Here is a 22104-nt window from a genome sequence, read left to right on the forward strand (position 1 = left end):
TCATTATTTGTATGCGATATGGCCCGCCGCCGCACCGCCACTGTAAGACTTGTACGAAACTTCTTGATAACCAGCATCGACGAATAACTGTGCTAGCTCTTTCATTCCTGGAAAATCATTAGCAGATTCTTGAAGCCATGAATATTCTTTATAACTTTTCGCAAATAGTTTACCGAATAAAGGCATCACATATTTAAAATAAAAACGAAACGCTTGTCGATACACCGGAATCTTAGACTGAGATGTTTCTAGACAAACCGCCATACCACCTGGCTTTAATACACGTCGCATCTCTTTTAAAACCGTTAAGTAATCCGGTACATTACGCAATCCGAAACCAATAGTCACATAATCAAATGTGTTGTCAGGAAATGGAAGAGACATCGCATTTCCTTGCAGCAGCGTAAGATTTGGGTAAGGTTCAACTTTCGGTCTAGCGGAATCCAGCATATTTGCACTGAAATCCAAACCTACTACTTCACCAGTTGGACCCGCTTCTTTAGCAAGTGCCACCGTCCAATCTCCTGTGCCACAGCAAACATCAAGCGCCTTCGCACCCGGTTGCACATTCATACGAACCATAATATCATTGCGCCATTTAATATGCTGATTAAAACTGATGACGGAATTCATTTTATCATAGTCTGTTGAAATTTTTTCAAAGACGTTATGAACTTTTTCTTCTTTTGAGGTCGCCACGTTTTGCCCCTTCTTTCTAGTTCAGTTTGCTTTCTCCTAGCTCAAGCATCCCTACTAATTGGTTTACTACAGGTTTATGTAAGAAAAAGCTATTTTGTAATTTGTCATCCAGATTTCTTTGGTACCTATCAATCCACTGTTCCGTATCTATAGTTGTTGGTGCTAGATGCGGAAACTTCATATGACTCAGATCCTGTTTATTACTTTCGTTCAACCAAAGTAAAGGGAACAGTGATTCTACAATGGCTATATAGCGCGTAAAGCCAAATGTCTGGTAGAATTCCACAATGCATCCACTTTCCACTTCACTGATTAATCGCAACCGATCAACAAGTGAGTTAGGAGGCACTTGTAGCAACGTTGTTTTACATTCATTGATTCTACCTATTGCGGCAGATAACGAACGGATCAGATGGAAGTTAGGGATTGACGCCAATAACTTATAGTGAATACCACTAAAGTGATCACCTGCGAGAACCATCAATTGCTGTTCTTTGGATGAAGCGTCCGCTATATCAATTTGATCATGAATATCAAACGCCGTATGGATGGCGCCAATAGCTAACGCTGCAGTATGCATTTCATGGGTCCATTGTTCTCCGTTCAATAACGGCAACAATAGTAATGTTGCTTTTCGTCTATCAATCGCTGCATGACCTGCATCGCGCTCGATAATCGGCTGATAAATAGCGCGTCGCAAGTTTTGTATATAATTGTCGACTTGGTCAGTGAATCCTTGTGTCTCCATCAGTACGCTCCATTCCCGTTAGTCTTCGCCGGTCATTCTTTTTCTTCACTCGAAATTACTCCATGAGCTGTATGGATTTCAGCTTCACCCCGAATTTTGATGGCGGACGTATGCTCGGTGAACTGCGCAATCATGACTTCTCCCCGATCTAGTTTTTCGGTATGGTGAAACTTCGTGTCATTCCCTCGTGTGAGCCCAATGACATTCACTCCATCTTTTTTTGCTTTGATAATTAGATAATCAGGTTGTGTCATTTTCGCATCTCCAGTCTCTATATGGTCTTAATGATAGCATATAAATCGAGCACTCGGCAAAGACCTCAATTCGTTCTAATGAGAGAAAGAATTTCAGCCCGTTTCACGTCATCATGTTCATAGATTCCTCTAGCCACTGTCGTGATGGTCTTCGCTCCTGGCTTTTTAATCCCCCTCATCGTCATGCACATATGCTCGGCTTCAATGATGATATAGACACCGACTGGATTAAGCATTTCCATCATAGCGTCAGCAACGGTTGATGTGATGCGTTCCTGTAGCTGCGGACGGCGCGCTGTCGTTTCCACGGCTCTTGCTAGCTTACTCAGTCCAGCAACTACCCCGTCACGCGGAATGTACGCTACATGCGCTACACCATAAAACGGCACTAAGTGATGTTCACACATCGAATAAAACGGGATGTCTTTCACCAAAACAACTTCATCATGATTTTCGTGGAAAACGACTTCAAAATATTCTTTTGGGTCTTTATTTAATCCTTCAAATACCTCTTTATACATTTTGGCGACACGCTTAGGTGTATCCAGTAAGCCTTCACGCGTTGGATCTTCTCCAACAGCTTCCAATATCATCGTAACTGCTCGTTCTAATTTATTCATATCTTGCTCATTCATCTCAGCATGTCCTCCTTATTAGGAACAAAACCTATTTCACCAAAATAGTAGCACATTCCACACATTCCGTACAGTTAGGGTACTCATTATGTATTCTTTTGTCGAAACGTAAAGGAGTCCATCCACGGTCATCTGATTGTCAGATTCGCTGGACAGACTCCTATGTAAAATCTCGAATTATTTTACTGCGTCTTTAAGTGCTTTACCTGCTTTAAAAGCTGGAACTTTACTTGCAGCGATTTCGATTTCTTCACCTGATTGTGGGTTACGTCCTTTACGTGCAGCACGCTCACGCACTTCAAAGTTTCCGAAACCAATCAATTGAACTTTGTCACCGTTAGCAAGAGTTGATTGAATTGTATCGAATACAGCTTCAACAGCTTTAGTTGCGTCTTTTTTTGTTAGACCTGCCGCTTCTGCTACAGAGTTAATTAATTCTGTTTTATTCACACCGTTCACCTCCTCTCAAAGGGGATGCTACTGCTTGTTAACACTGTAAAAAGAGTAACATAAGAAAAACGACGGTGCAACAATATTATCGTGCTTTTCCTTTATTCACGGCATTTCTAAGGTTTTCTTGTGAAATCAATAGAAAAAAGATCCGTTTTCCGGATCTTTCTCTGTTTAAAGCTAGATTTTGAGTGTGTCAAACAATAAATGTAATCATACCTTTATTTCCATCGTTGACCATTTGTTCTATCGTTTCACGCAGTCTTTTTCTCGCTCTGTCAGGAACGGCAGCTGTTTTATAACGAATGCTTTCTTTCATTACCTCGTGCAGGGGCGTGCCAAATAATTGTGTTTCCCATAACGCATCGCGATCATGTAAATAGGCATTTTTCAATTCCTTAAGTAAATGATGACTGTGGAACTCCGAGCCGATCAACGGCGCAAATTCCGCCTCCATGTCGATGCGTATAATGTGCAAGGACGGAGCTTTCGCTTTCATTTTGACACCGTAGAATGTGTCTTGCTTAATAAGTTCAGGTGCTGTAGGCTGGAAGTCCTCAATCGAAGGTAGCGCCACACCATAACCAGACTTTTTAGCCGTTTCAATCGCTTCCGCATACATATCATACGATTTTTTTGCTTTCACGGCTTCTTTAATAAATACGAGCCAGTCTTTTTTCGAACGCATTTCTGTGCCCATAAACTCTTCACAAACCGCAACATACGCTTGTTCATCCATATCGATATTGACAATCGCTTTGCCTTTTCCTGCATCAACTTCTACGACTTCGGCTTGTCGCACAAACTCCTCTTCTTGCAATAACTCGGCAATTTCCTGTACTTTACGAATTTTCGAGACGCCTAGGAAACCGTCGTTAATAATATGGTCAATACGTGCATTCAGCTTATGATCATCGCCAAGCTCCTCCATCCAATCCGGACGCTGAAGTTCGATATCCGTAATCGGAAACTCGTACAACGCTTCTTTTAGAATCAGTTGGATTTCTGCTGCATTCAGCTGATCCGCACTGATTGCAATAACCGGAACACCATACTTTTCATGTAATTGACGCTTCAAATCTACTGCGCGCTCATGGGCCGGCATTTTAGAATTCAGTACAATAACGAACGGCTTACCAATTTCCTTTAACTTTGAAACAATTTCAATTTCTGCCACTTCAGCAGCAGCTCGTGTAATATTGTTCACCGTACCGTCTGTTGTCAACAAAATGCCGATTGTAGAATGATCTCGAATGACTTTGTCTGTTCCGATACGCGCTGCTTCCTCAAACGGAATCGGTTCATTATGCCAAGGGGTATGCACATATTTCGGACCGTTTTCATCTTCATAGCCTTTGACCCCATCAATGACGTAGCCTACACAGTCTGCTAAACGAATTTGAAATGCCAGTTCACCGTCGCCAATCGATACGCTCGTACCTTGTGCCGGTACAAATTTCGGTTCGGCTGTCATGATCACAGACCCAGGGGAACTTTGTGGTAGTTCATCTTGTGCACGTATTCGATCGTTTGCATCAGTCATATTAGGTATGACAACTTCCTCCATGACTCGTTTGACAAAAGTGGATTTTCCTACACGAACAGGGCCAACCACACCTATATAAATGTCGCCGTCTGTTCTTCTAGCTAAGTTTTCGTATAATTCTTCTTTCATCTTTAGCCCTCCTTTTTCTCCGCATAGTAGCTTATGAAACAGAAAAACGTTTCATGCATGAATGCACAAAACGTTTTTCTTCTACTGATGAAGTTTCAAGGTCGGACACTTACTTCTTCATGAAGACCGGTTCGTTATCTTCATTGACAGTGTATGGCAAAGAGTACGCCGGAAGAACCGCAGAATCTTCGAACAACAGGTAACGAATATCCGTGCCTGGTTCAACTTCTGTTTTTTTCTCCATCAAGATTTTGTTAAGGTCGATCGAATAGTCTACGTAGAAGTTACCGTCTCCTGCTACCACGATTGGTAGATGCGTATCGGAGTATGGACTCGCTACTGTTAACGGCTCTTTAAAGCCCATTTTCTTATAGTCTACTTCATAAACATTTTCGCCCACAGAATCAAGAAACGGCAAATTACCGTTGATGAACGTACGTAGATTAATATCGCGTAGCTTTTCAGCAATACGCAAATCAACGAGCTTTACTGTAGGATTCTCTTCTACATCTGTTAATACGTATTGAAAGATCCCACCATTTTCAAATGCATTACCTGGAATCTTTTCTGTAAAATCAGGCACGATCTTAGAAAAATCGATTGGATACTTAATATATTGATCCGTTTCCATGTCACGCGTTTTGATTGGCAAAAGCCCCCCCGCTTGCTCCTGGTAACGCTCTACAGCTTTCTGCACTGTTTCTAGCTGATCAGGATACGGTGTCTCGCTTGCCTGCTTCTCTTCGGGCGAACGAGATAGACAACCTGACAGCAAAGTTGCACAGATCATAACAGATAGAATGAGTAATCGTTTATTCATTGGTTACGCCCCTCCAGTCGGTCCGTTGAATACTAAATAGACCATCGCAAAGAACGATGTAATTAATAACGTATAGGCTATAATCGCAAATATGATTTGAATTGCACGGTTTTTTATTTTATAACGGCTTGCGTATATCAAACCCATTGAAATTACCATGAAACCCATCGCATAAAAAGATAGCCACATTTTATCTAACGAGGACAAAATTGTCACCTTCCTAGTCAATTAAATACCATCAAAGAACATATCTATTTCTTGCTTTTTCCCGCGATTCATCAATTGGTCTACCGCTTCCTTTGCCGGTACTTCTCCAAACAATATGGAGTATAACGCTTCTGTCAGCGGCATATTAACCTCATAATGCCTTGCGAGTTGATAGGCAGCTTTCGTCGTGCGAACACCTTCTATGACCATACCCATCTCTTCTGTAACCTTTTCTAATGATTGACCTTTCCCTAGACGATTGCCCGCTTTCCAATTCCGCGAGTGCACGCTTGTACAAGTAACGACTAAATCACCAAGACCCGCCAAGCCAGAAAATGTCTGCTGGTTTGCACCCATCCGAACGCCAAGTCTTGTAATTTCTGCAAGGCCACGCGTAATGAGCGCCGCCTTGGCATTATCACCGTAACCGAGACCATCAGAAAGACCATCAGAAAGACCAGCAGCTAACGCAATAACATTTTTCAATGCACCGCCAAGCTCCACACCCATGACATCTTGGTTTGTATAGACACGGAAATAATTATTCATGAATAGATCCTGTACACGTTCCGCCACCTCCATATCAGAAGAAGCAGCTGCCACCGTCGTAGGATGACGTAGAACTACTTCTTCCGCATGACTAGGTCCGGATAATACGACCACCGCATCACGAAGGGAGTCTTCGATTTCTTCCTCAATGATTTCAGATATCCGTTTCAAAGAATCAGGCTCAATCCCTTTGGAAACATGAACAAAAACTTTCGGTTCTTTAACTAACGCTTGAATATTCCGGCACGTTTCACGCATCGCTATAGTAGGAACGGCCAGCACAATGATCTTCGCATGCTGTACAGCCCTTGCTAAATCACTAGTTGAAGTAAGGTTTTCAGGCAGTAATACGTCAGGTAAATAGTGGTCGTTTTTATGCTGATCATTGATTTCACTCGCTTGTTCCGCACGTCTTGTCCAGATTAAGCTATCATGTCCATTTTCAGCCAGTACAAATCCAAGTGCCGTTCCCCAACTACCTGCGCCTAGTATAGAGACTTTTTCCATTCCCTCCACCCTTTCTAATCGATTAGTTAACTTCTGGCTCTAGTGATTAAGCGAATTGGCGTACCTTCAAATCCGAATGCCTCACGTAATCTATTTTGTAAAAATCGTTCATAGGAGAAGTGCATAAGTGTTGGCTCGTTAACGAATACAACAAAAGTAGGTGGTTGAATTGCCACTTGAGTCGCATAATAAATACGTAAACGACGCCCTTTATCTGAAGGTGCAGGGTTCCTAGCAACTGCATCCTCGATTACTTCATTCAAGACGCTAGACTGAATACGCAATGCATGATTTTCACTGATCATTTGAATGTTCGGGATGAGTGTATGCACTCGTTGCTTCGTTTCAGCTGATACAAAGTGAATCGGTGCATAGTCTAAGAAGCGGAACTGATCTCTAATGTCATCGATAAAGTTATTCATCGTCTTATCGTCTTTTTCTAACGCATCCCACTTATTGACAACGAACATAACGCCTTTCCCCGCTTCTTCTGCAAATCCCGCCACTCGCTTATCTTGCTCACGAATACCTTCTTCTGCATTTAAAACGATCAATACAACGTCTGAGCGGTCTATCGCTTTTAACGCACGCAATACACTATATTTCTCTGTATTCTCATACACTTTACCTTTTTTACGCATCCCCGCTGTATCAATGATCTTATATTCTTGACCATCTACTACTTTCACGGAGTCAATCGCGTCTGTTGTAGTTCCTGCGATATTACTCACAATTACGCGTTCCTCACCAAGCAATGCATTAACAAGTGACGATTTTCCTACATTCGGACGTCCAATCAAACAGAATTTAATGGAATCATCGTCCTCTTCTTCCAAATCCATTTGTTTAAAGCTTTCAACTACAGCATCGAGTAAATCTCCGAGGCCTAAACCGTGTGAACCGGAAATTGGATAAGGCTCGCCAAAACCGAGTGAATAGAAATCATAAATCATTTCTTTCATCTCGGGATTATCTACTTTATTGACCGCTAAAACAACAGGCTTCTTTGTTTTATAAAGCATTTTCGCTACCTGTTCATCCGCATCTGTTACACCATCTCTACCGTTCGTCAAAAAGATAATAACATCCGCTTCGTCAATGGCGATTTCAGCTTGCGCACGGATCTGTTCGAGTAGTGGTTCATCACCAAGATCGATTCCGCCTGTATCGATCAAATTAAATTCATAGTTCAACCAATCTGCTGCGCTATAAATACGATCTCGCGTTACACCTGAGACGTCTTCCACAATGGAAATACGTTCCCCTACGATTCGGTTAAATATTGTTGATTTTCCTACGTTGGGTCTTCCTACAATTGCTACTGTTGGTTTTTTCATTTCTTTCATTACACCCTTCCGACCTATCTTTGAATATTATACACAAAAAGAATGATGATGCATATGAAAGCATCATCATTCCGGGGGTACTTATTCTATAAGTTGTTGTTAGTTGATCACAATCAATGATTATTCTTTGAATTTCTTCAGCTGATCACCGATTACATCGCCAAACGAGAAGCCTGTTGTTTCTTCAGGTAGCTCATAGCTAAAGTTCTCTTCTCCACGCGCATCTGCTGGCTTTTCTAGAAGATCTTTAATGCTGAGTGAAATACGTTTCTCTTGCGGATTAACGTCTAGCACTTTCACTTGTACAGACTGACCTTCTGATAATACTTCTTGCGGTGTGCCGATATGCTCGTGTGCGATTCTTGAGATGTGTACAAGGCCTTCCACACCTGGGAAAATTTCAACGAATGCACCGTAAGCGACTAAACGCTTCACTGTACCGTCTAGTACAGAACCAACTGGCGCATTAGCTTCAACGTTCTCCCATGGTCCAGGCAATGTATCTTTGATCGATAATGATACGCGCTCTGCATCACGATCAACAGACAATACTTTTACTTGAATTTCATCGCCTTCTTGTAAGACATCGGAAACGCTTTCGATATGTCCATGAGCGATTTGCGAAATATGAACTAACCCATCTACTCCACCGATATCAACGAATGCACCGAATGAGGCGATACGTTGTACAGTACCATCCAGGATATCTCCTTCTTGAATCGTAGAAAGTGCTTGCTCTTTTTTCTTTTCATTTTGCGCTTGAACAACTGCCCGGTGTGATAGGATTAAACGATTTTTTTCTTGATCCATTTCTACAATCTTGAATGTCATCGTACGACCTTTGTAATCATCGAAAGACTCCACAAAGTGGTCTTCCACAAGAGAAGCAGGGATAAATCCACGAACGCCTAAATCAACGACTAATCCGCCTTTAACCACGTCTTTCACTTCTGTTTCAATAATTTCACCGTTTTCAAATTGCTCTTTCAATGAATCCCATGCATTTTCAGCGTCTACTTGGCGCTTTGATAAAACATAGGCATCGTCTTCTATTTTTGTAATCGCTAACTGTAATTCGTCACCGACTGAGACTGCATCGGCTGCTTTTTCAATATGCAAGCTTGATAGTTCACTGATTGGAATCACGCCGTCAAAAGGAGCGCCTGCTATTTCAACAGTCACCGATTTCTCTTCAACCTTCGTCACTACACCTGTTACATGATCACCTTCACCATACGTTTTTACTTCTTCCATATTCATCTCTTCAGTCATATGTAGTCCTCCTCCATAATGAATCTTATCTCTATAGTATTCGAATCTACACACAAAAACAAAAAATTACTCTTATTGTTTTATTTATACTGCTCAATCAACTTGGATATCTCTGCCATAATTGCTTCTGTTACTTCTTCAGCAGAGGCTTTTCTTTCACGGTAAGGCGTCATATCAATAGCCTCTCCATACACGACTTTTAACTGTGAAAATGCTTTGTACGGACCAATGATTGCACATGGTACTACTTTCGCATCTCCACCTTTTAAAGCAAAAAAACCGGCACCTGCCAATCCTTTCCCAAGTTCACCTGTTTTGCTTCGTGTACCTTCTGGGAATAAACCGACCACTTTGCCGTCACGCAATAATTTAATCGTCGTGCGGAATGCTTCGCGATCACTCATCCCACGTTTCACAGGATATGCTTGAACTTGTGGTAACACAGTCTTTAGAACTGGCTTCGTAAACAATTCTTCTTTTGCCATAAAATGTACTGTTCTCGGGCACGTAATACCAACTACCGGTGGATCTAAATTATCGATATGGTTGGTGCACAACAGCACTCCGCCTTCTTTAGGGATCTTTTCTTTGCCAATTACTTTGATTCGATAAAGTGGGTAACAAACCGTACTGATCAAAAATTTGCCTAAAGGATATAAATTCATGACGGCAACCTCTTTTCAGCATAATTTACAATACTAGTTGTCACTTCTTCTATTGTTTTCCCCGTTGTGTCAATTATAATGGCATCTTCTGCTTTTTTTAGTGGAGAAATTTCGCGTTCACTATCCGCCTGATCACGTTTCGATATTTCATTTTTCAATGTTTCATAATCTGTTGTCATGCCTCGCGACTGTTCTTCAAGTAAACGCCTTTGTGCACGTTCTTCTACGGATGCAGTCATGAAGATCTTTAATTCAGCGTCGGGTAAAACCGCCGTGCCGATATCTCTGCCATCCATAACGACAGAAGAGTTAGCCGCCAAGCCCTGCTGTTTAGCAACCAATAGTTCACGCACCGATGTAAGTGCCGCAATCTTAGAAACCGTTGATGTCACTTCATGTGAACGGATCACTTCAGTGACTTCCACTCCGTCTAATATCACTTGTTGCGCTTGCTCACTTGGATGCAATTCAATATCAGTCTTTTCTATGAGCTTTGCTACGGCCTCTTCATCATGAAGATCCACAGCGTGTTGAAGCACTTTATAAGTGATTGCTCGATACATAGCGCCTGTATCGATATACGTAAATCCTAGTTTTTTAGCTACTAATTTAGCAATCGTACTTTTCCCCGCTGCTGCAGGTCCATCGATTGCGATTCTCATTCCACCAATCATGCTAGAAACCCCTCCATTTTGCCTTTATTGTACCATAAGAAAAAAAGAAAAGTCTGTTGTAGATAGACTTTTCTTTAGAAATTCCGTAACGCTAGTTGTCGTTCAAAGCAGTACCGAATGATATGCTGACGATCCATTTCATCAATCCCAGCGAACTTGAATGAACTTAACCGACGTTTATCCTCTTCCCAGTTTCTTACGACTGTAGCCTTACAAGAAATATGTTTGATTTCCCGCTTTGTGAATTGAAGTACTATCCTCAAATCCACAACCTCGTTTAAAGGGAAAAATTCATAACTTTTCATATTGACAGCTAATCCACCAGCACTTATGTCTATCGAAACGAGTTGTAATAATTCATCCTCTGATTCTAATTGAACCGTAACATCCAGAGACGTCTCGACGCGTACAAATTCTCGTCTTTGGATTTTGATCAACTCTTTGTCGCCAGGATATTTCAGCTTTAACATAGGAATGGTTCGATTCATTCGACTATGGACTTCCGTCCGGAATGCAAATGACATTTTATAATCATCAACAAATGTCACTAGAAGTTGTGTGCCGTCAATAAAGAAAGCAGTCTTCCCTGTTTCGATATTAATTGGATAGTCTATCATGAAATGATGATCGTCCTCTATATCCACTACTCGTGATTTGAATTTTTCTAATTCCTCTGTGTAATCTTTTTCGATTGTTAACACGGTTGCAATAGTTAATCTCATCTTTCCACCTTCTAATAGTCACTAGTACGTCTATTATGTCATGTGGAGAAGACTTTTCCAAACTATTTCTAATACGCTACTGAAATACATACCTCTATTGTTTTTCTGTTGTAATCACTTCCAGTGTGTCAGTGTCCACAAGAATTTTATAGGTTTCGGATTTCTCCTTATCTGAAACAACTGTTAGATAATGCGCTAATCGTTGTTGCATTTGACGATCTTCAACATATGCGAGCTGTTCATCCATCACTTCTACACCAGGTCTAAAGAATTGTTTCCAGTCCACTTTTCTAATGGGTTGCGGTGCTAATTTCTCTTTGCGAATATATTCAGATGCATCCAGTCCAAGCACTTCTCCCGTATCTTTGGCCATTTTCATGTGGATTGGATCGGAAAATACTTTTGCTCCGTTTTCGGGATTCACACGAACAAAAACGAAATGCCAAGCTGTATCGTTTTCTCTCGCTTCCTCTAAGACCAAATCGGAATAATCTGCTTGTTTTAGAAATTGTTCTGCTAGCTTTTCAAGTTCTTCATAATCTTTAGTAGGTTTCCCCATTCTCCGTTCGACTAAATAGGACAGTACATGCCCACCTTTTTGGGTAATGTCGATATAGCCTATCGCTGAGCTCTCTGCAAAACGAAGATGATAGAACGGATAAGGAGAACCTTTCCTACTTTTATCCACAACAATTAAGTCATTCGATACATTCGGAAATAGCTGCTTAAACTTATCTATAGCTTCTTCTTCCGCTATTTTAGCTTCTTTGATACCACTTAAATCCTTCTTCTTCTGGGCATCCGATTCACTCGCCGTTAAAGGAAAGACCGTTTCTGTATATTCCATGACCGATTGACCCATCTTACTCCAATTTGCTTTTCCGTCTGGCGAATCACGTAACTTATTCTCCCAATGACTAATCGACAGATTTCCAGATAACAGACCTTTCGTTGCTACTTGCCATTCACTTGATAGTTCATTCAAATTATCCGCTGCTTTTTGAATCACTTCATAATATTCGTCGGGATTGCCTTGTTCTGTAGACTCTTTGGCAAAATTGCCCAAGCGTCCTAGGTAATTCATCCAAGAGGTCGAGAAGCTTTCATCCACTGGCAACGTTGCTATCGACGATTTAATGTCGGAAGATAAACGCCAAATATCTTCCCGCTCTTTGGAGGAGCTTTTATTGTCTTCAAATAACAATGATTTTTTCACCGCATCTTCTAACTCTCCCAACTTCTGGGATGCATCTGAAATACTGTTTGAATATTGAGTGTTGAGCGCAATAGACAACTGCTCATTCTCACGGGTAGTTCCCAACGTATAAATGCCCAATACGATAAATGAATACGTCAGGAAAAAGACCATCTTTTTCACGGTGCGCGACCTCCTTTCAGTTAATTACAGAAGATGTGTAACCCAATCTTCTTAATTTGCGGTCTAGACCAGATCCATTTACTCGTCGCTGTGATCGGGTTAAAATAATAAATGGCATTTTCAGAAGGGTCCCATCCGTTGATCGCGTCAATGACCGCTTCTTTCGCCCGTTCATTCGGGGTCAACCAAATCTGTCCATCTGCAACCGCTGTAAACGCACCTGGCTGGAACACGACCCCGCCAATCGTATCTGGAAAATCCGGATGCTCGACTCGGTTTAAAATTACCGCTGCGACTGCTACTTGTCCTTCATATGGTTCACCTCGGGATTCTCCGTAGACGGCATTTGCGAGTAACTTAATATCTTGGTCCGTGTATTTTGGTGGCGCCTGCATTTGTTTCTGCGATTGACTGCCCTTTTTCACTTGGTCTTCTAGTGGTTGTCCACCGTAATACGTAAACTTATTGCCTTTAGCAAGTTGTGCTTTGACGTATTTTTCATCATAATCAGAAACACCTTGCAACTTTTTCTTCGTTCCTTTTCCAGCAATACCATCTACCGGCAAGCCGTATTGCTCCTGAAACTTTCGCAACGCCCAGTACGTGCCATATCCAAAATTCCCATCAATCGTACCGTTATAGAAGCCAATGTATTGAAGTCTCGCTTGCAGTTCAATGACATCGTCCCCCTTTGCTCCTTTAGCCAAATCACGTCCACTAAACGCTTCACTCTGACTGACAAAGAAAAAACCGATTAGTACGCTCGCTAATACAATAAACAGCAAGCGCGGTATCACTCGCTTCATCAACGTCCACCTCCAAATTTCTCCGCTTTTTTCTAGTTTGTCCAACCTACTGAAATTTATAAGAAAAAAATAAAAAACCCGTTTAATAAAAAACGAGTTTGGTCTATATTCGAAAGAGTAGAGTGATGCGATGAGTACCGTTTCGCTTCGGTCTAGACGAAACAACTAGTCTTAAGCACATTTTAGTTGTCTCCCTGTCACTCTAATCACACTAAGCTACTGCCTTGCACTCCGATTCACTAGTGCGTTTTCCTAAAGTTAGTATGTGCTTTTTTCCTGAATTGTTGCATGGCAAATGTGTGGGCATATTTGACACGCGTGAGACCGAACCACCAAAGAAACAGCATGAAAGGGATCATTAAATACAACCAGTAATCATATAAAAACAAGATTGCGTTATACAGCGCATGGAGTAAAAATGGAGCTACTAAGGCCACCCAGATCCATCTACCACGCCGGCCGGCAGGGGAAAACTTAGCCTTACCAAAATAATAACCCATAACGACACCAAATAACGCATGACTCGATACAGGTAATAACGCACGGATAAATGCAGTATCAAGACCAAAGGATAATAAATATAAAATATTTTCGACTGTGGCGAAACCGAGCGACACACTTGCACCATATAAAATTCCGTCATAGGCATCTTCAAACTCGACTGTTTTATAAACAAGGATGTAAATAATAATCCATTTAAAAAATTCTTCCAAACTACTTGTAAATAAAGCATTACGTAAAAATTCATTAGTAAAAACATGCTCTTCTTCGAAAACATGCTGAATAAACAAAATCGGGAATGTCATAATCGCACCGTAAATAAACGCATGAAACAATGTGCGTGATGGTCCTTTAGCCATTTGCTTCCGAAGATACAAATAACTAAAGAGCGCTAAGCCCGGCGCTATCGCTACAGTTAATAATATGAACATAGGCGCGCCTCCTTATATCGCCAGTATACCATTCTAGTCATGATACGACAAAAACCGCCTGCATAGAGCAAACGGTTGTTGTTTTAACTCATATTCTTGAGTGATTCAGCTATCATCGCGCCATGGAATCTGCCATTTTCGATAAATATTTCATTGGCATTATTCCCTGCAGCAATGACTCCTGCAATAAATAAATTATCGACATTTGTTTCCATCGTTTCTTCATTAAAAACCGGACGTCCTGTTTCCTTATCTACTTGGATACCTATTTTTTGTAAAAACGCATGATCGGGGTGATAGCCAATCATAGCGAATACATAGTCGCTTGGTAGGTCGAACACTTTACCTTGTTGATTGACCGTGACTGCAGTTTCTGTAATTTTTGTTACATCCGAATTGAAGTACATTTTGATTTCTCCGTTACGGACTAAACTATCAAAGCCAGGCAAAATCCATGGCTTGATACTTTTGGAATACGTATCATTGCGATAAACAACTGAAACATGCGCGCCTGCCCGTTGCAGTTCTAGTGCGGCGTCAACAGCTGAGTTTTTTCCACCAATGACCGTAATGTTTTTGTTAAAATACGGATGCGCTTCTTTAAAATAGTGATAGACGTTCGGTAAGTCTTCTCCAACTATATCCAAACGGTTCGGTTGGTCATAATAGCCAGTCGCGACAACAACATACTTCGCTTCGTATATTGTTTTATCTGTCTGAATAACAAAACGATTTTTGACCTTCGTTACATCTTCTACTCTCTCGTGACTATGGATACGTAATTTCTCCAATTGGGCTACCGTTCGGTAATAGACCAATGCATCATTACGTTTTGGTTTATCAATCGCTGTGATGAATGGCGTATTGCCAATTGATAATTTACTGCTTGAACTGAAAAATGTTTGATGGGTAGGGTAATTATAAATAGAATGCACAATATTTCCTTTTTCAATGACCACTACCGATAAACCAATATTTTGCAATTCAATGGCCGCTGACAAACCACATGGACCGCCACCGACAATTACTGCATCAACAGAATTCATGAAATCTTCTCTCCTAACTTCCCCACACTAATAGTGAACTTCCACTACATGACATTCGGATTTCGCACCTAGACGCAATGGCACCATCGTCGTACCATAGCCGTTGCTAATTAACCGTGCACCTGTTTGAGTATACTGAAACTTCCCTTTCTTCTGCAGTCCCCAAGTCCCTAGACGGATTTGCCCGCCATGGGTATGACCCGCCAGCATAAGTTCAGGCTGCATACGACCTTCTATTTTACGGAATAGCGATGGATTGTGCACGGCTAAGATAGTGTGCTCACACCACTGTGCCGAGGCAACTACCTTATCCATATCGACTGACCCATTCGCTGGATCTTGTAATCCGCATACTCCCCAAGTTGGATGCAGAGGAATAGTAGCGGTTTGGTCAATCAACGTCACACCGCCTACTTCTTCAACAATCTTCAATAATTGTTCTGTTCCAACTTCTTGATCATTATTGCCGAAAATATAATACAGCGGTCCAACAGAAGCGAGCATTTGCATATTTCCCCTTACACGCTCTAATGGAACTCCCTTTTCCGCCACATCTCCTCCGATAATGACTGCATGAATTGTTTTGTTGCTTAGTTGCTTAATCAGTCGCTTCGATAGCCGGCGTCTATGGATATCTGATATGAAGAAAACGTTTAACGTGTTGGATGAATAGTCTTTTATCGACACGGTATGCGTCATCAGTCGATTTTGATGGGCTAAGGCAAACATATACGTAAGTACGCTACAAGCCGATAGTACAACTGTTAGAAATAGTCTTTTCATTAGACAGCTCCCATAGAAAAAAGCAAAGTATCCACTTTGCTTTCTTAGTAGTATAAATACTTATTCATTATATCAATAGTCACGAAAATTCCAAGAATTGATACTCGCATTGTATAAACGTTTCATTCATAGAAACCTCTGTCATTTCTACTGGTACTTGATCTGATATAGTGGGCGAAGATAAGCCCGTTAATACGTATAGTAAAAAAAGTATCGGGATTAATGTGAAAATAGCGAGAAATATTGTAATTAGTTTCATCGAATCTCGCTGTCCATCTTTTTTCTTACCATGGATTTCTGTCCTTGAAGGCATGTACCCTTCTTTTGCAGGAATCTCTCTGCGATGTTTTTCAAAATCCAATTCATACTGTTTTTCACTCAATTTCAACTACTCCTTCACACCTCATAATATTAGCTACCAGTATATGAAGTTTTCTATTTCTTATGTCTTTAAGTAATAGAAGCCATTCTATTCACAGTCTTATTATGCCGAATATTACCGAAAAAGTAAATATGTGCAGCGATCTCATCCTAGTAATTGTTGGAGCCTATCTCTCCATTGCAAGACTTTTTTCGTTTCTTCTTCACTATTCTTTCTAATCAGCCAATCTTCACTAAGATTTCCACAATGCGAACAACAATCTGTACTAGTAACTGCAGGCTGTTCACCAAAATGATGCATGAGCTGTTGACGTAAACAACTGTCACTTTTCACATACGATTCCATCTCTGCAATTTGTTTTTCTTTCACTTCATAAATACGTCTAATTTGTCGAATGACTTGATGTTCATTAAATTGCCCGAAATAGTAAGCTAACAGCCTAGAAGCTACTTCCGTCAGTCCACATTGTTGAGCAGCAAGTTCTACTGCAACATCCGTCTGAATCAATGAATGGTAGTAGCGAATCTGTTGTTCATCGGGCAAATCTTCATAGACAATAAATTTCACTATTTGAGTATCTCGATCACAATAAAGTAACGTAGCAACCGCTTTGTTTCCATCACGTCCAGCGCGTCCTACTTCTTGAATATACGCAGAAGGTGTCGCTGGAAGATGCTCATGGATGATCTGCCGGATATCATCTTTATGGATGCCCATACCAAACGCATTCGTCGCACAAATCCAATCTAACTCACCTTGAATAAATTGTTCTTGGATGATGGATCGTTCATCTTGTTCTTTTCCACCGTGATAGCTTGCCACTCGAATACCATGCTCTCGAATGAGTGCTGCCAGTTCGTCCGCTCGTTTTCTAGAAGCGACATAGATAATACCAGGACCGATTGTCGTAGAAAGTCGTCCGATAATCCACTCCGCCTTTTCTCGCTCATTATCTACATGTAAAACACGGTAGGAAATGGCCGGTCGGTCGATTGGCTGACGTTCAATATACGGATCATTCATATGTAAGTAAGAAGTGATGTCCGATACAACCTTTTCATTGGCAGTAGCTGTTAGAGCTAAAATCGGCACTCGATTCTCCCCTTGAAAAATTTCTTTCAAGCGTAAATAATCAGGTCTAAAATCAAAGCCCCATTCGGATATACAATGCGCTTCATCTACAACGAAAAAAGCAATGTGCAATTGGCGGATCAACTGCTGCACATTTGGTTGCATTAACATTTCTGGAGAGAGGAAAATGAATTTAAAACGATTCAATGTGCTCAATGCCAAGTCTTTCTCTTGCTTTGATAAAAATGAATTAATTGCTACGACACGCTTTTCTTTATGTTTGCGTAAATTCGCGACTTGGTCTTCCATTAATGCGACCAATGGTGAAATTACAATGACGGCTCCTTCTATTAGATAAGCAGGTAATTGATAGCAAAGAGACTTCCCCATACCCGTTGGAAAAATCGCAATAGCGTCTCTTCCAGCCACTATATGCTCGATCACTTCCTGTTGACCAGGTCGAAAAGATTCATAACCGAACCGTTGGCGCAACACATCCTGAAGTTCCATTACCTTCTCACCTACTTTCCATAGATAATAATTAAACGCAATTGAAAATACGTTAACCCACCACAATGCTCTTTTAATACACGCAATCGTTTCGTCTGCAATCGATCAATGTGACGCCAAACATCATCAATTTGTTCCTGCGACACAAATTCTTCAAAAGGAAAGTGCTTCATATTCACCGCCATTTCTACAAAATGATCTTCTATCGTACTCATTTTTAAGTTGCGTAACGAAGCGATTTGTTCGATGGAGTATCCATCTTCAAATAAATACTTAGTTCGTTCAGCAGAATGTGTCAAATAAGTGTCCACCCGGCAACCAGCTGCTAAGTTGTTCAATAACGGAAACTCTTCTTGTTCATAAATGAAATCCATTACGATATGAAGACTTTCTAAAAAGGTCAATTGGACGGTTGTACTAGATACGTTCAATTGATCCGCCAATTGTTCCCACGTTAACGCCGTTAATCGATAGCCTGTTAAACGATTGGACAGAATTATACATTGTAATTCAGTTAGTTGAGATTCGAGCATCACCCGCTCTAACTCACCGCGTAGTATTCTAGACAACTCACGAATCGGAATGGGGTAATTCCGTAGAAATTCCTTGACAAATTGTTGGATAGGCAATTCTTTTTGTATCGGCATGAACATATTCTCGCCAATCCTGATATTCGACAGCGTTTGTACAACAAGTGCCAGCCGTTTGCTGAACTCCCTCTCTTTGCCACGATAGTCCCAGCCATTAAAGCGCCAGCCATAATCGACGTGATCACGCTCACTTTTCTCAGTAAAATATACCAGATGATCTTCAATTCGTATTAATCCATCCGAAACGAGACGATCGATCGCATGTTGGAAATCTACTGCTGACAGATTCGGCAATAACGAATAAAAAGATTTTAACTGATAATATTCTACATCTTGCAACGTTTGCCCTGAACGTTTCCCCCGTAGAATATGATAAACACCTTGTGCTGATCGTTCACCGTGCAAGCGTTGAAACATCGTTAATAAGACAGATTTAAAAGTCAATTGCACTCCCCCTTGAAGAAATTGAGTTTTATTGTTGAAAATTGTTGAAAACAGCTTTAGAATAGAGTAGATACAAACAGGTTGTGTGAATAGCGAAAGGAAGAAGGGAGAAAGACAATGTCTAAAAAGTTTACGATTGTCGATCAAGATACATGCATTGCATGTGGAGCATGTGGCGCAGCTGCACCAGATATCTATGATTATGACGATGAGGGAATTGCGTTTGTTATTTTAGATGATAACATGGGAAACACTGAAGTTCCAGAAGAACTGATGGAGGATCTCGAAGACGCATTTGATGGTTGCCCTACTGATTCAATTAAAATTGCGGATGAAGCCTTCGAAGGCGATCCATTAAAATATGAAGATTGATTCATAACCAACAACACTTCCGTACGTAGGATGTGTTGTTTTTTGATTGTCCACCATGCATTACTAGCAAATATAGGATTTGAAACTTCCACTACTATCTATTAATATTATTACAGTCTGTATTTATAAATGAACTACATAAGATATATGGGGTGAAGAACACGCATGACAGATTTACGCTCATCCGAAAAGAGATTTCGTCCTGAAATCGAAGGTGTACGAACTATCGCAACCCTGCTTATCGCGATCTACCATATATGGCTAGGCAGAGTATCTGGGGGAATCGATGTATTCTTCATCATTTCGGGTTACTTAATGACCTTATCTCTTTTATCAAGAATTGAGAAAACAGGTTCTGTAAGATTTCCTAATTTTATTTTGGGGTTAGCTAGAAGATTATTCCCCCAAGCGCTACTCGTCATAGTCGTTACCGGGGTATTGTCTATAGTCTTTTTACCGAAGATTGAGTGGGGAGAAATTGTTGCACATATCATAGCTTCTACATTTTATTTTGAAAACTGGCGATTGGCATTTGACTCTGTAGATTACTTGGCGTTGGATAATGCTGCAAGTCCTTTCCAACATTACTGGTCACTCAGCGTGCAAGGTCAGTTCTATATACTTTGGCCACTCGTCATCGCTAGTGTCTATTTTATAGCAAAAAAAGTGTTAAAGACACCGGTTCGGAAAACATTACTAGTTTCACTTCTCATAGTGTGCTTATGTTCTCTGTCTTATTCAATCTATCAAACATATGCCAATCAGCCATGGGCGTATTTTGATACATTTACTCGTCTATGGGAATTCAGCATCGGCGGGATATTCGCTTTAGTTTCACCCTATTTACGATTTAATAAAAATGTCAGTATAGTCATTGGATGGATTGGTCTATTGATCATCTGTTTAACAGGTGTCTTATTGCCGGTATCCACTGTGTTTCCTGGTTATTTAGCTTTAGTACCTATTAGTGGTGTGTTATTCATTTTACTATCAACAGAAGTCAGCACAAAGTTCGGGGTCAATCGATTGTTAAGTATCAAGCCTCTCACTTATTTAGGTGGTCTTACATATGGAATTTATTTATGGCATTGGCCGTTATTAATTTTCTATCGAGCACATATGAATACGACAACGATTCCGATAGTAGATGGTATAGCGCTATTACTCGTCACACTAGTATTGTCAATTTTCTCTACTAAATTGCTTGAAAAACCTGTCCTTAAGATGGGCAGAGGGCGTGAGAAACGAAAACTCATCGCTGTGTTAAGTTTCATGCTTTTAATTACATGCACTTCAATTGTAACGATTTCAGTTTATATTCAAAAGACCTCAGCAAGTATGATCAATTGGGATCAGGATGAAAAAAACTACCCCGGTGCCAAGGCCATTTTTTATGATATTGACCCACCAGAAGATTTGGAACCGATTCCTTCTGCATTAGCTATTAAAACGGATTTACCTAGTTTTTATAAGGATTTGAAATGTTTAGGCCGCGATCGTACCGAAGTAAGGAAATGTTCGTATGGCGTAATAGACAATCCAGAGTATGTCCTCGCTTTAGTCGGTGGATCCCATTCCGGACACTGGTTCCCTGCACTTGAAATACTTGCAGAAGAACTAAATTTCCGAATCGATCTGTATAATCACGACGGTTGTCGATTCACGGATGAAGATCCTGACGGTTATTTAACAAAAGCTTGCGTAGAGTGGAATGCCAATTTAATAGAAGATTTGAAAGAAAATCCACCCGATTTGGTGTTTACGACAGCTACATTGAACAAGCATGATACAGTCCCACCTGGTTATATTAATCAGTGGAAATATCTTGAAGGCATTACTACGATCTTCGCCATTCGTGATAACCCGCGGATGAAAGAGAAAATTCCTCTTTGTTTAGAAAACGCCAAAGATCCTTTAGATTGTGCAATCGATCGTTCAGAGGGTGTCTCAGACATACTCCCTTGGGAAAACAGCGAAGGCATCCCATCCAACGTTATCTTCGAGGACCTAACGGATTACTTCTGCGACGAAACCACTTGTCATCCAGTAATCGGCAACATCATTGTCTATCGTGATAATAACCACTTAACCGCAGAGTACGTAAAAACATTAGCTACACCTTTGAAAGATCCTTTGGAACAAGCTTTCAAGGGATTGGGTAAATAATGTACCACAAGTTTGAGATGTCTTTTTAGTAATTAGGTGACTTGGCGTTGGTCCTTCACCTTTTTTAATTCAAATAAAAAGACAAATTGTAAAGCTTAAAATTCTACCTACTAATAACTTCAGGAGAGAATTCTAGTGAAGCGTTAGGGCATCGTTTTTAAGGTTGGCCCTCCGGCACACGTCCGCCTGGAGCGGAGTAAAACGGTATACTACCCGCCACCCGCTCTCCACTGACACTTAATCCACATACAAAAAGACAGTCTCCCATAATAAACTGTACCCTATAAGATGGACACTTTGAAAAAGTCCGTCTTATAGGGTATTTTTGTTTATACATAAAAATGATGTCGGGGGTCGGATCAAATGACTAAACTATTATTCACTAAAAAAGAACAAGATCA

The 22104-nt window shown here is 40.8% G+C and carries 24 protein-coding genes; 2 read left to right on the forward strand and 22 right to left on the reverse strand.

What is annotated here, in order from left to right:
* Positions 1 to 3: 3 nt before the first annotated feature.
* From CSV79_RS12655 to CSV79_RS12760, 22 genes are all read right to left on the reverse strand, one after another.
* Positions 4 to 699: a demethylmenaquinone methyltransferase gene (locus CSV79_RS12655; RefSeq protein ID WP_099689427.1), complete on the reverse strand. Its 696-nt coding sequence runs from the start codon at positions 697 to 699 to the stop codon at positions 4 to 6.
* 16 nt (positions 700 to 715) lie between these two features.
* On the reverse strand, positions 716 to 1447 hold the full coding sequence (locus tag CSV79_RS12660; RefSeq protein ID WP_099689428.1) for a heptaprenyl diphosphate synthase component 1: 732 nt from the start codon (positions 1445 to 1447) through the stop codon (positions 716 to 718).
* A 32-nt stretch (positions 1448 to 1479) separates the two neighbouring features.
* Complete coding sequence (gene mtrB / locus CSV79_RS12665; RefSeq protein WP_099689429.1) at positions 1480 to 1701, reverse strand: trp RNA-binding attenuation protein MtrB; 222 nt, start codon at positions 1699 to 1701, stop codon at positions 1480 to 1482.
* A gap of 65 nt (positions 1702 to 1766) precedes the next feature.
* Complete coding sequence (gene folE / locus CSV79_RS12670; protein ID WP_099689430.1) at positions 1767 to 2336, reverse strand: GTP cyclohydrolase I FolE; 570 nt, start codon at positions 2334 to 2336, stop codon at positions 1767 to 1769.
* 177 nt (positions 2337 to 2513) lie between these two features.
* Positions 2514 to 2786, reverse strand: a complete 273-nt coding sequence (locus CSV79_RS12675) for an HU family DNA-binding protein (protein WP_037561579.1) — start codon at positions 2784 to 2786, stop codon at positions 2514 to 2516.
* A gap of 196 nt (positions 2787 to 2982) precedes the next feature.
* Positions 2983 to 4461: a stage IV sporulation protein A gene (spoIVA, locus tag CSV79_RS12680; protein ID WP_099689431.1), complete on the reverse strand. Its 1479-nt coding sequence runs from the start codon at positions 4459 to 4461 to the stop codon at positions 2983 to 2985.
* Positions 4462 to 4570: 109 nt separating this feature from the next.
* Positions 4571 to 5281, reverse strand: a complete 711-nt coding sequence (locus CSV79_RS12685; RefSeq protein WP_099689432.1) for a hypothetical protein — start codon at positions 5279 to 5281, stop codon at positions 4571 to 4573.
* A 3-nt stretch (positions 5282 to 5284) separates the two neighbouring features.
* Entirely contained in the window at positions 5285 to 5488 is a 204-nt protein-coding gene (locus tag CSV79_RS12690) for a DUF2768 domain-containing protein (protein ID WP_099689433.1), read from the reverse strand.
* A gap of 21 nt (positions 5489 to 5509) precedes the next feature.
* A complete protein-coding gene (locus tag CSV79_RS12695; RefSeq protein WP_099689434.1) occupies positions 5510 to 6544 on the reverse strand; it encodes an NAD(P)H-dependent glycerol-3-phosphate dehydrogenase in 1035 nt (344 codons plus the stop codon).
* Between the two features lie 26 nt (positions 6545 to 6570).
* On the reverse strand, positions 6571 to 7881 hold the full coding sequence (der, locus tag CSV79_RS12700; protein WP_099689451.1) for a ribosome biogenesis GTPase Der: 1311 nt from the start codon (positions 7879 to 7881) through the stop codon (positions 6571 to 6573).
* Positions 7882 to 8010: 129 nt separating this feature from the next.
* Complete coding sequence (gene rpsA, locus CSV79_RS12705; protein WP_099689435.1) at positions 8011 to 9162, reverse strand: 30S ribosomal protein S1; 1152 nt, start codon at positions 9160 to 9162, stop codon at positions 8011 to 8013.
* A gap of 80 nt (positions 9163 to 9242) precedes the next feature.
* A complete protein-coding gene (locus tag CSV79_RS12710) occupies positions 9243 to 9827 on the reverse strand; it encodes a lysophospholipid acyltransferase family protein (RefSeq protein ID WP_099689436.1) in 585 nt (194 codons plus the stop codon).
* A complete protein-coding gene (gene cmk, locus CSV79_RS12715) occupies positions 9824 to 10501 on the reverse strand; it encodes a (d)CMP kinase (protein WP_099689437.1) in 678 nt (225 codons plus the stop codon). Before cmk ends, CSV79_RS12710 begins: the two co-directional genes overlap by 4 nt.
* Before the next feature lie 74 nt (positions 10502 to 10575).
* Positions 10576 to 11223, reverse strand: a complete 648-nt coding sequence (locus CSV79_RS12720) for a flagellar brake protein (protein ID WP_099689438.1) — start codon at positions 11221 to 11223, stop codon at positions 10576 to 10578.
* A gap of 94 nt (positions 11224 to 11317) precedes the next feature.
* The gene (locus tag CSV79_RS12725; RefSeq protein ID WP_233201442.1) at positions 11318 to 12592 is read right to left on the reverse strand and encodes a PepSY1/2 domain-containing protein; all 1275 of its coding nucleotides are present in this window, start codon (positions 12590 to 12592) and stop codon (positions 11318 to 11320) included.
* Positions 12593 to 12621: 29 nt separating this feature from the next.
* Positions 12622 to 13407: a spore cortex-lytic enzyme gene (gene sleB, locus CSV79_RS12730; RefSeq protein ID WP_099689440.1), complete on the reverse strand. Its 786-nt coding sequence runs from the start codon at positions 13405 to 13407 to the stop codon at positions 12622 to 12624.
* A 239-nt stretch (positions 13408 to 13646) separates the two neighbouring features.
* Positions 13647 to 14339 carry a glutamic-type intramembrane protease PrsW gene (gene prsW, locus CSV79_RS12735; protein WP_099689441.1) on the reverse strand — a complete coding sequence of 231 codons (693 nt, stop codon included), beginning with the start codon at positions 14337 to 14339 and terminating at the stop codon, positions 13647 to 13649.
* 83 nt (positions 14340 to 14422) lie between these two features.
* Positions 14423 to 15385, reverse strand: a complete 963-nt coding sequence (locus tag CSV79_RS12740; RefSeq protein WP_099689442.1) for a YpdA family putative bacillithiol disulfide reductase — start codon at positions 15383 to 15385, stop codon at positions 14423 to 14425.
* Between the two features lie 27 nt (positions 15386 to 15412).
* Positions 15413 to 16168 (reverse strand): metallophosphoesterase, encoded by a 756-nt coding sequence (locus CSV79_RS12745; RefSeq protein ID WP_099689443.1) that lies wholly within the window; start codon positions 16166 to 16168, stop codon positions 15413 to 15415.
* A gap of 79 nt (positions 16169 to 16247) precedes the next feature.
* The gene (locus tag CSV79_RS12750) at positions 16248 to 16550 is read right to left on the reverse strand and encodes a hypothetical protein (protein ID WP_099689444.1); all 303 of its coding nucleotides are present in this window, start codon (positions 16548 to 16550) and stop codon (positions 16248 to 16250) included.
* Positions 16551 to 16694: 144 nt separating this feature from the next.
* On the reverse strand, positions 16695 to 18131 hold the full coding sequence (locus CSV79_RS12755) for a RecQ family ATP-dependent DNA helicase (protein ID WP_099689445.1): 1437 nt from the start codon (positions 18129 to 18131) through the stop codon (positions 16695 to 16697).
* Positions 18132 to 18142: 11 nt separating this feature from the next.
* Entirely contained in the window at positions 18143 to 19165 is a 1023-nt protein-coding gene (locus tag CSV79_RS12760) for a YpbB family protein (RefSeq protein WP_099689446.1), read from the reverse strand.
* Between the two features lie 117 nt (positions 19166 to 19282).
* Between CSV79_RS12760 and CSV79_RS12765 the strand changes: the two genes are divergently transcribed.
* Complete coding sequence (locus CSV79_RS12765) at positions 19283 to 19537, forward strand: ferredoxin (protein ID WP_099689447.1); 255 nt, start codon at positions 19283 to 19285, stop codon at positions 19535 to 19537.
* Positions 19538 to 19702: 165 nt separating this feature from the next.
* A complete protein-coding gene (locus CSV79_RS12770; protein WP_099689448.1) occupies positions 19703 to 21703 on the forward strand; it encodes an acyltransferase family protein in 2001 nt (666 codons plus the stop codon).
* The last annotated feature ends 401 nt before the right edge of the window (positions 21704 to 22104 follow it).

Source organism: Sporosarcina sp. P13 (genome assembly GCF_002743055.1).
Taxonomy (GTDB): domain Bacteria; phylum Bacillota; class Bacilli; order Bacillales_A; family Planococcaceae; genus Sporosarcina.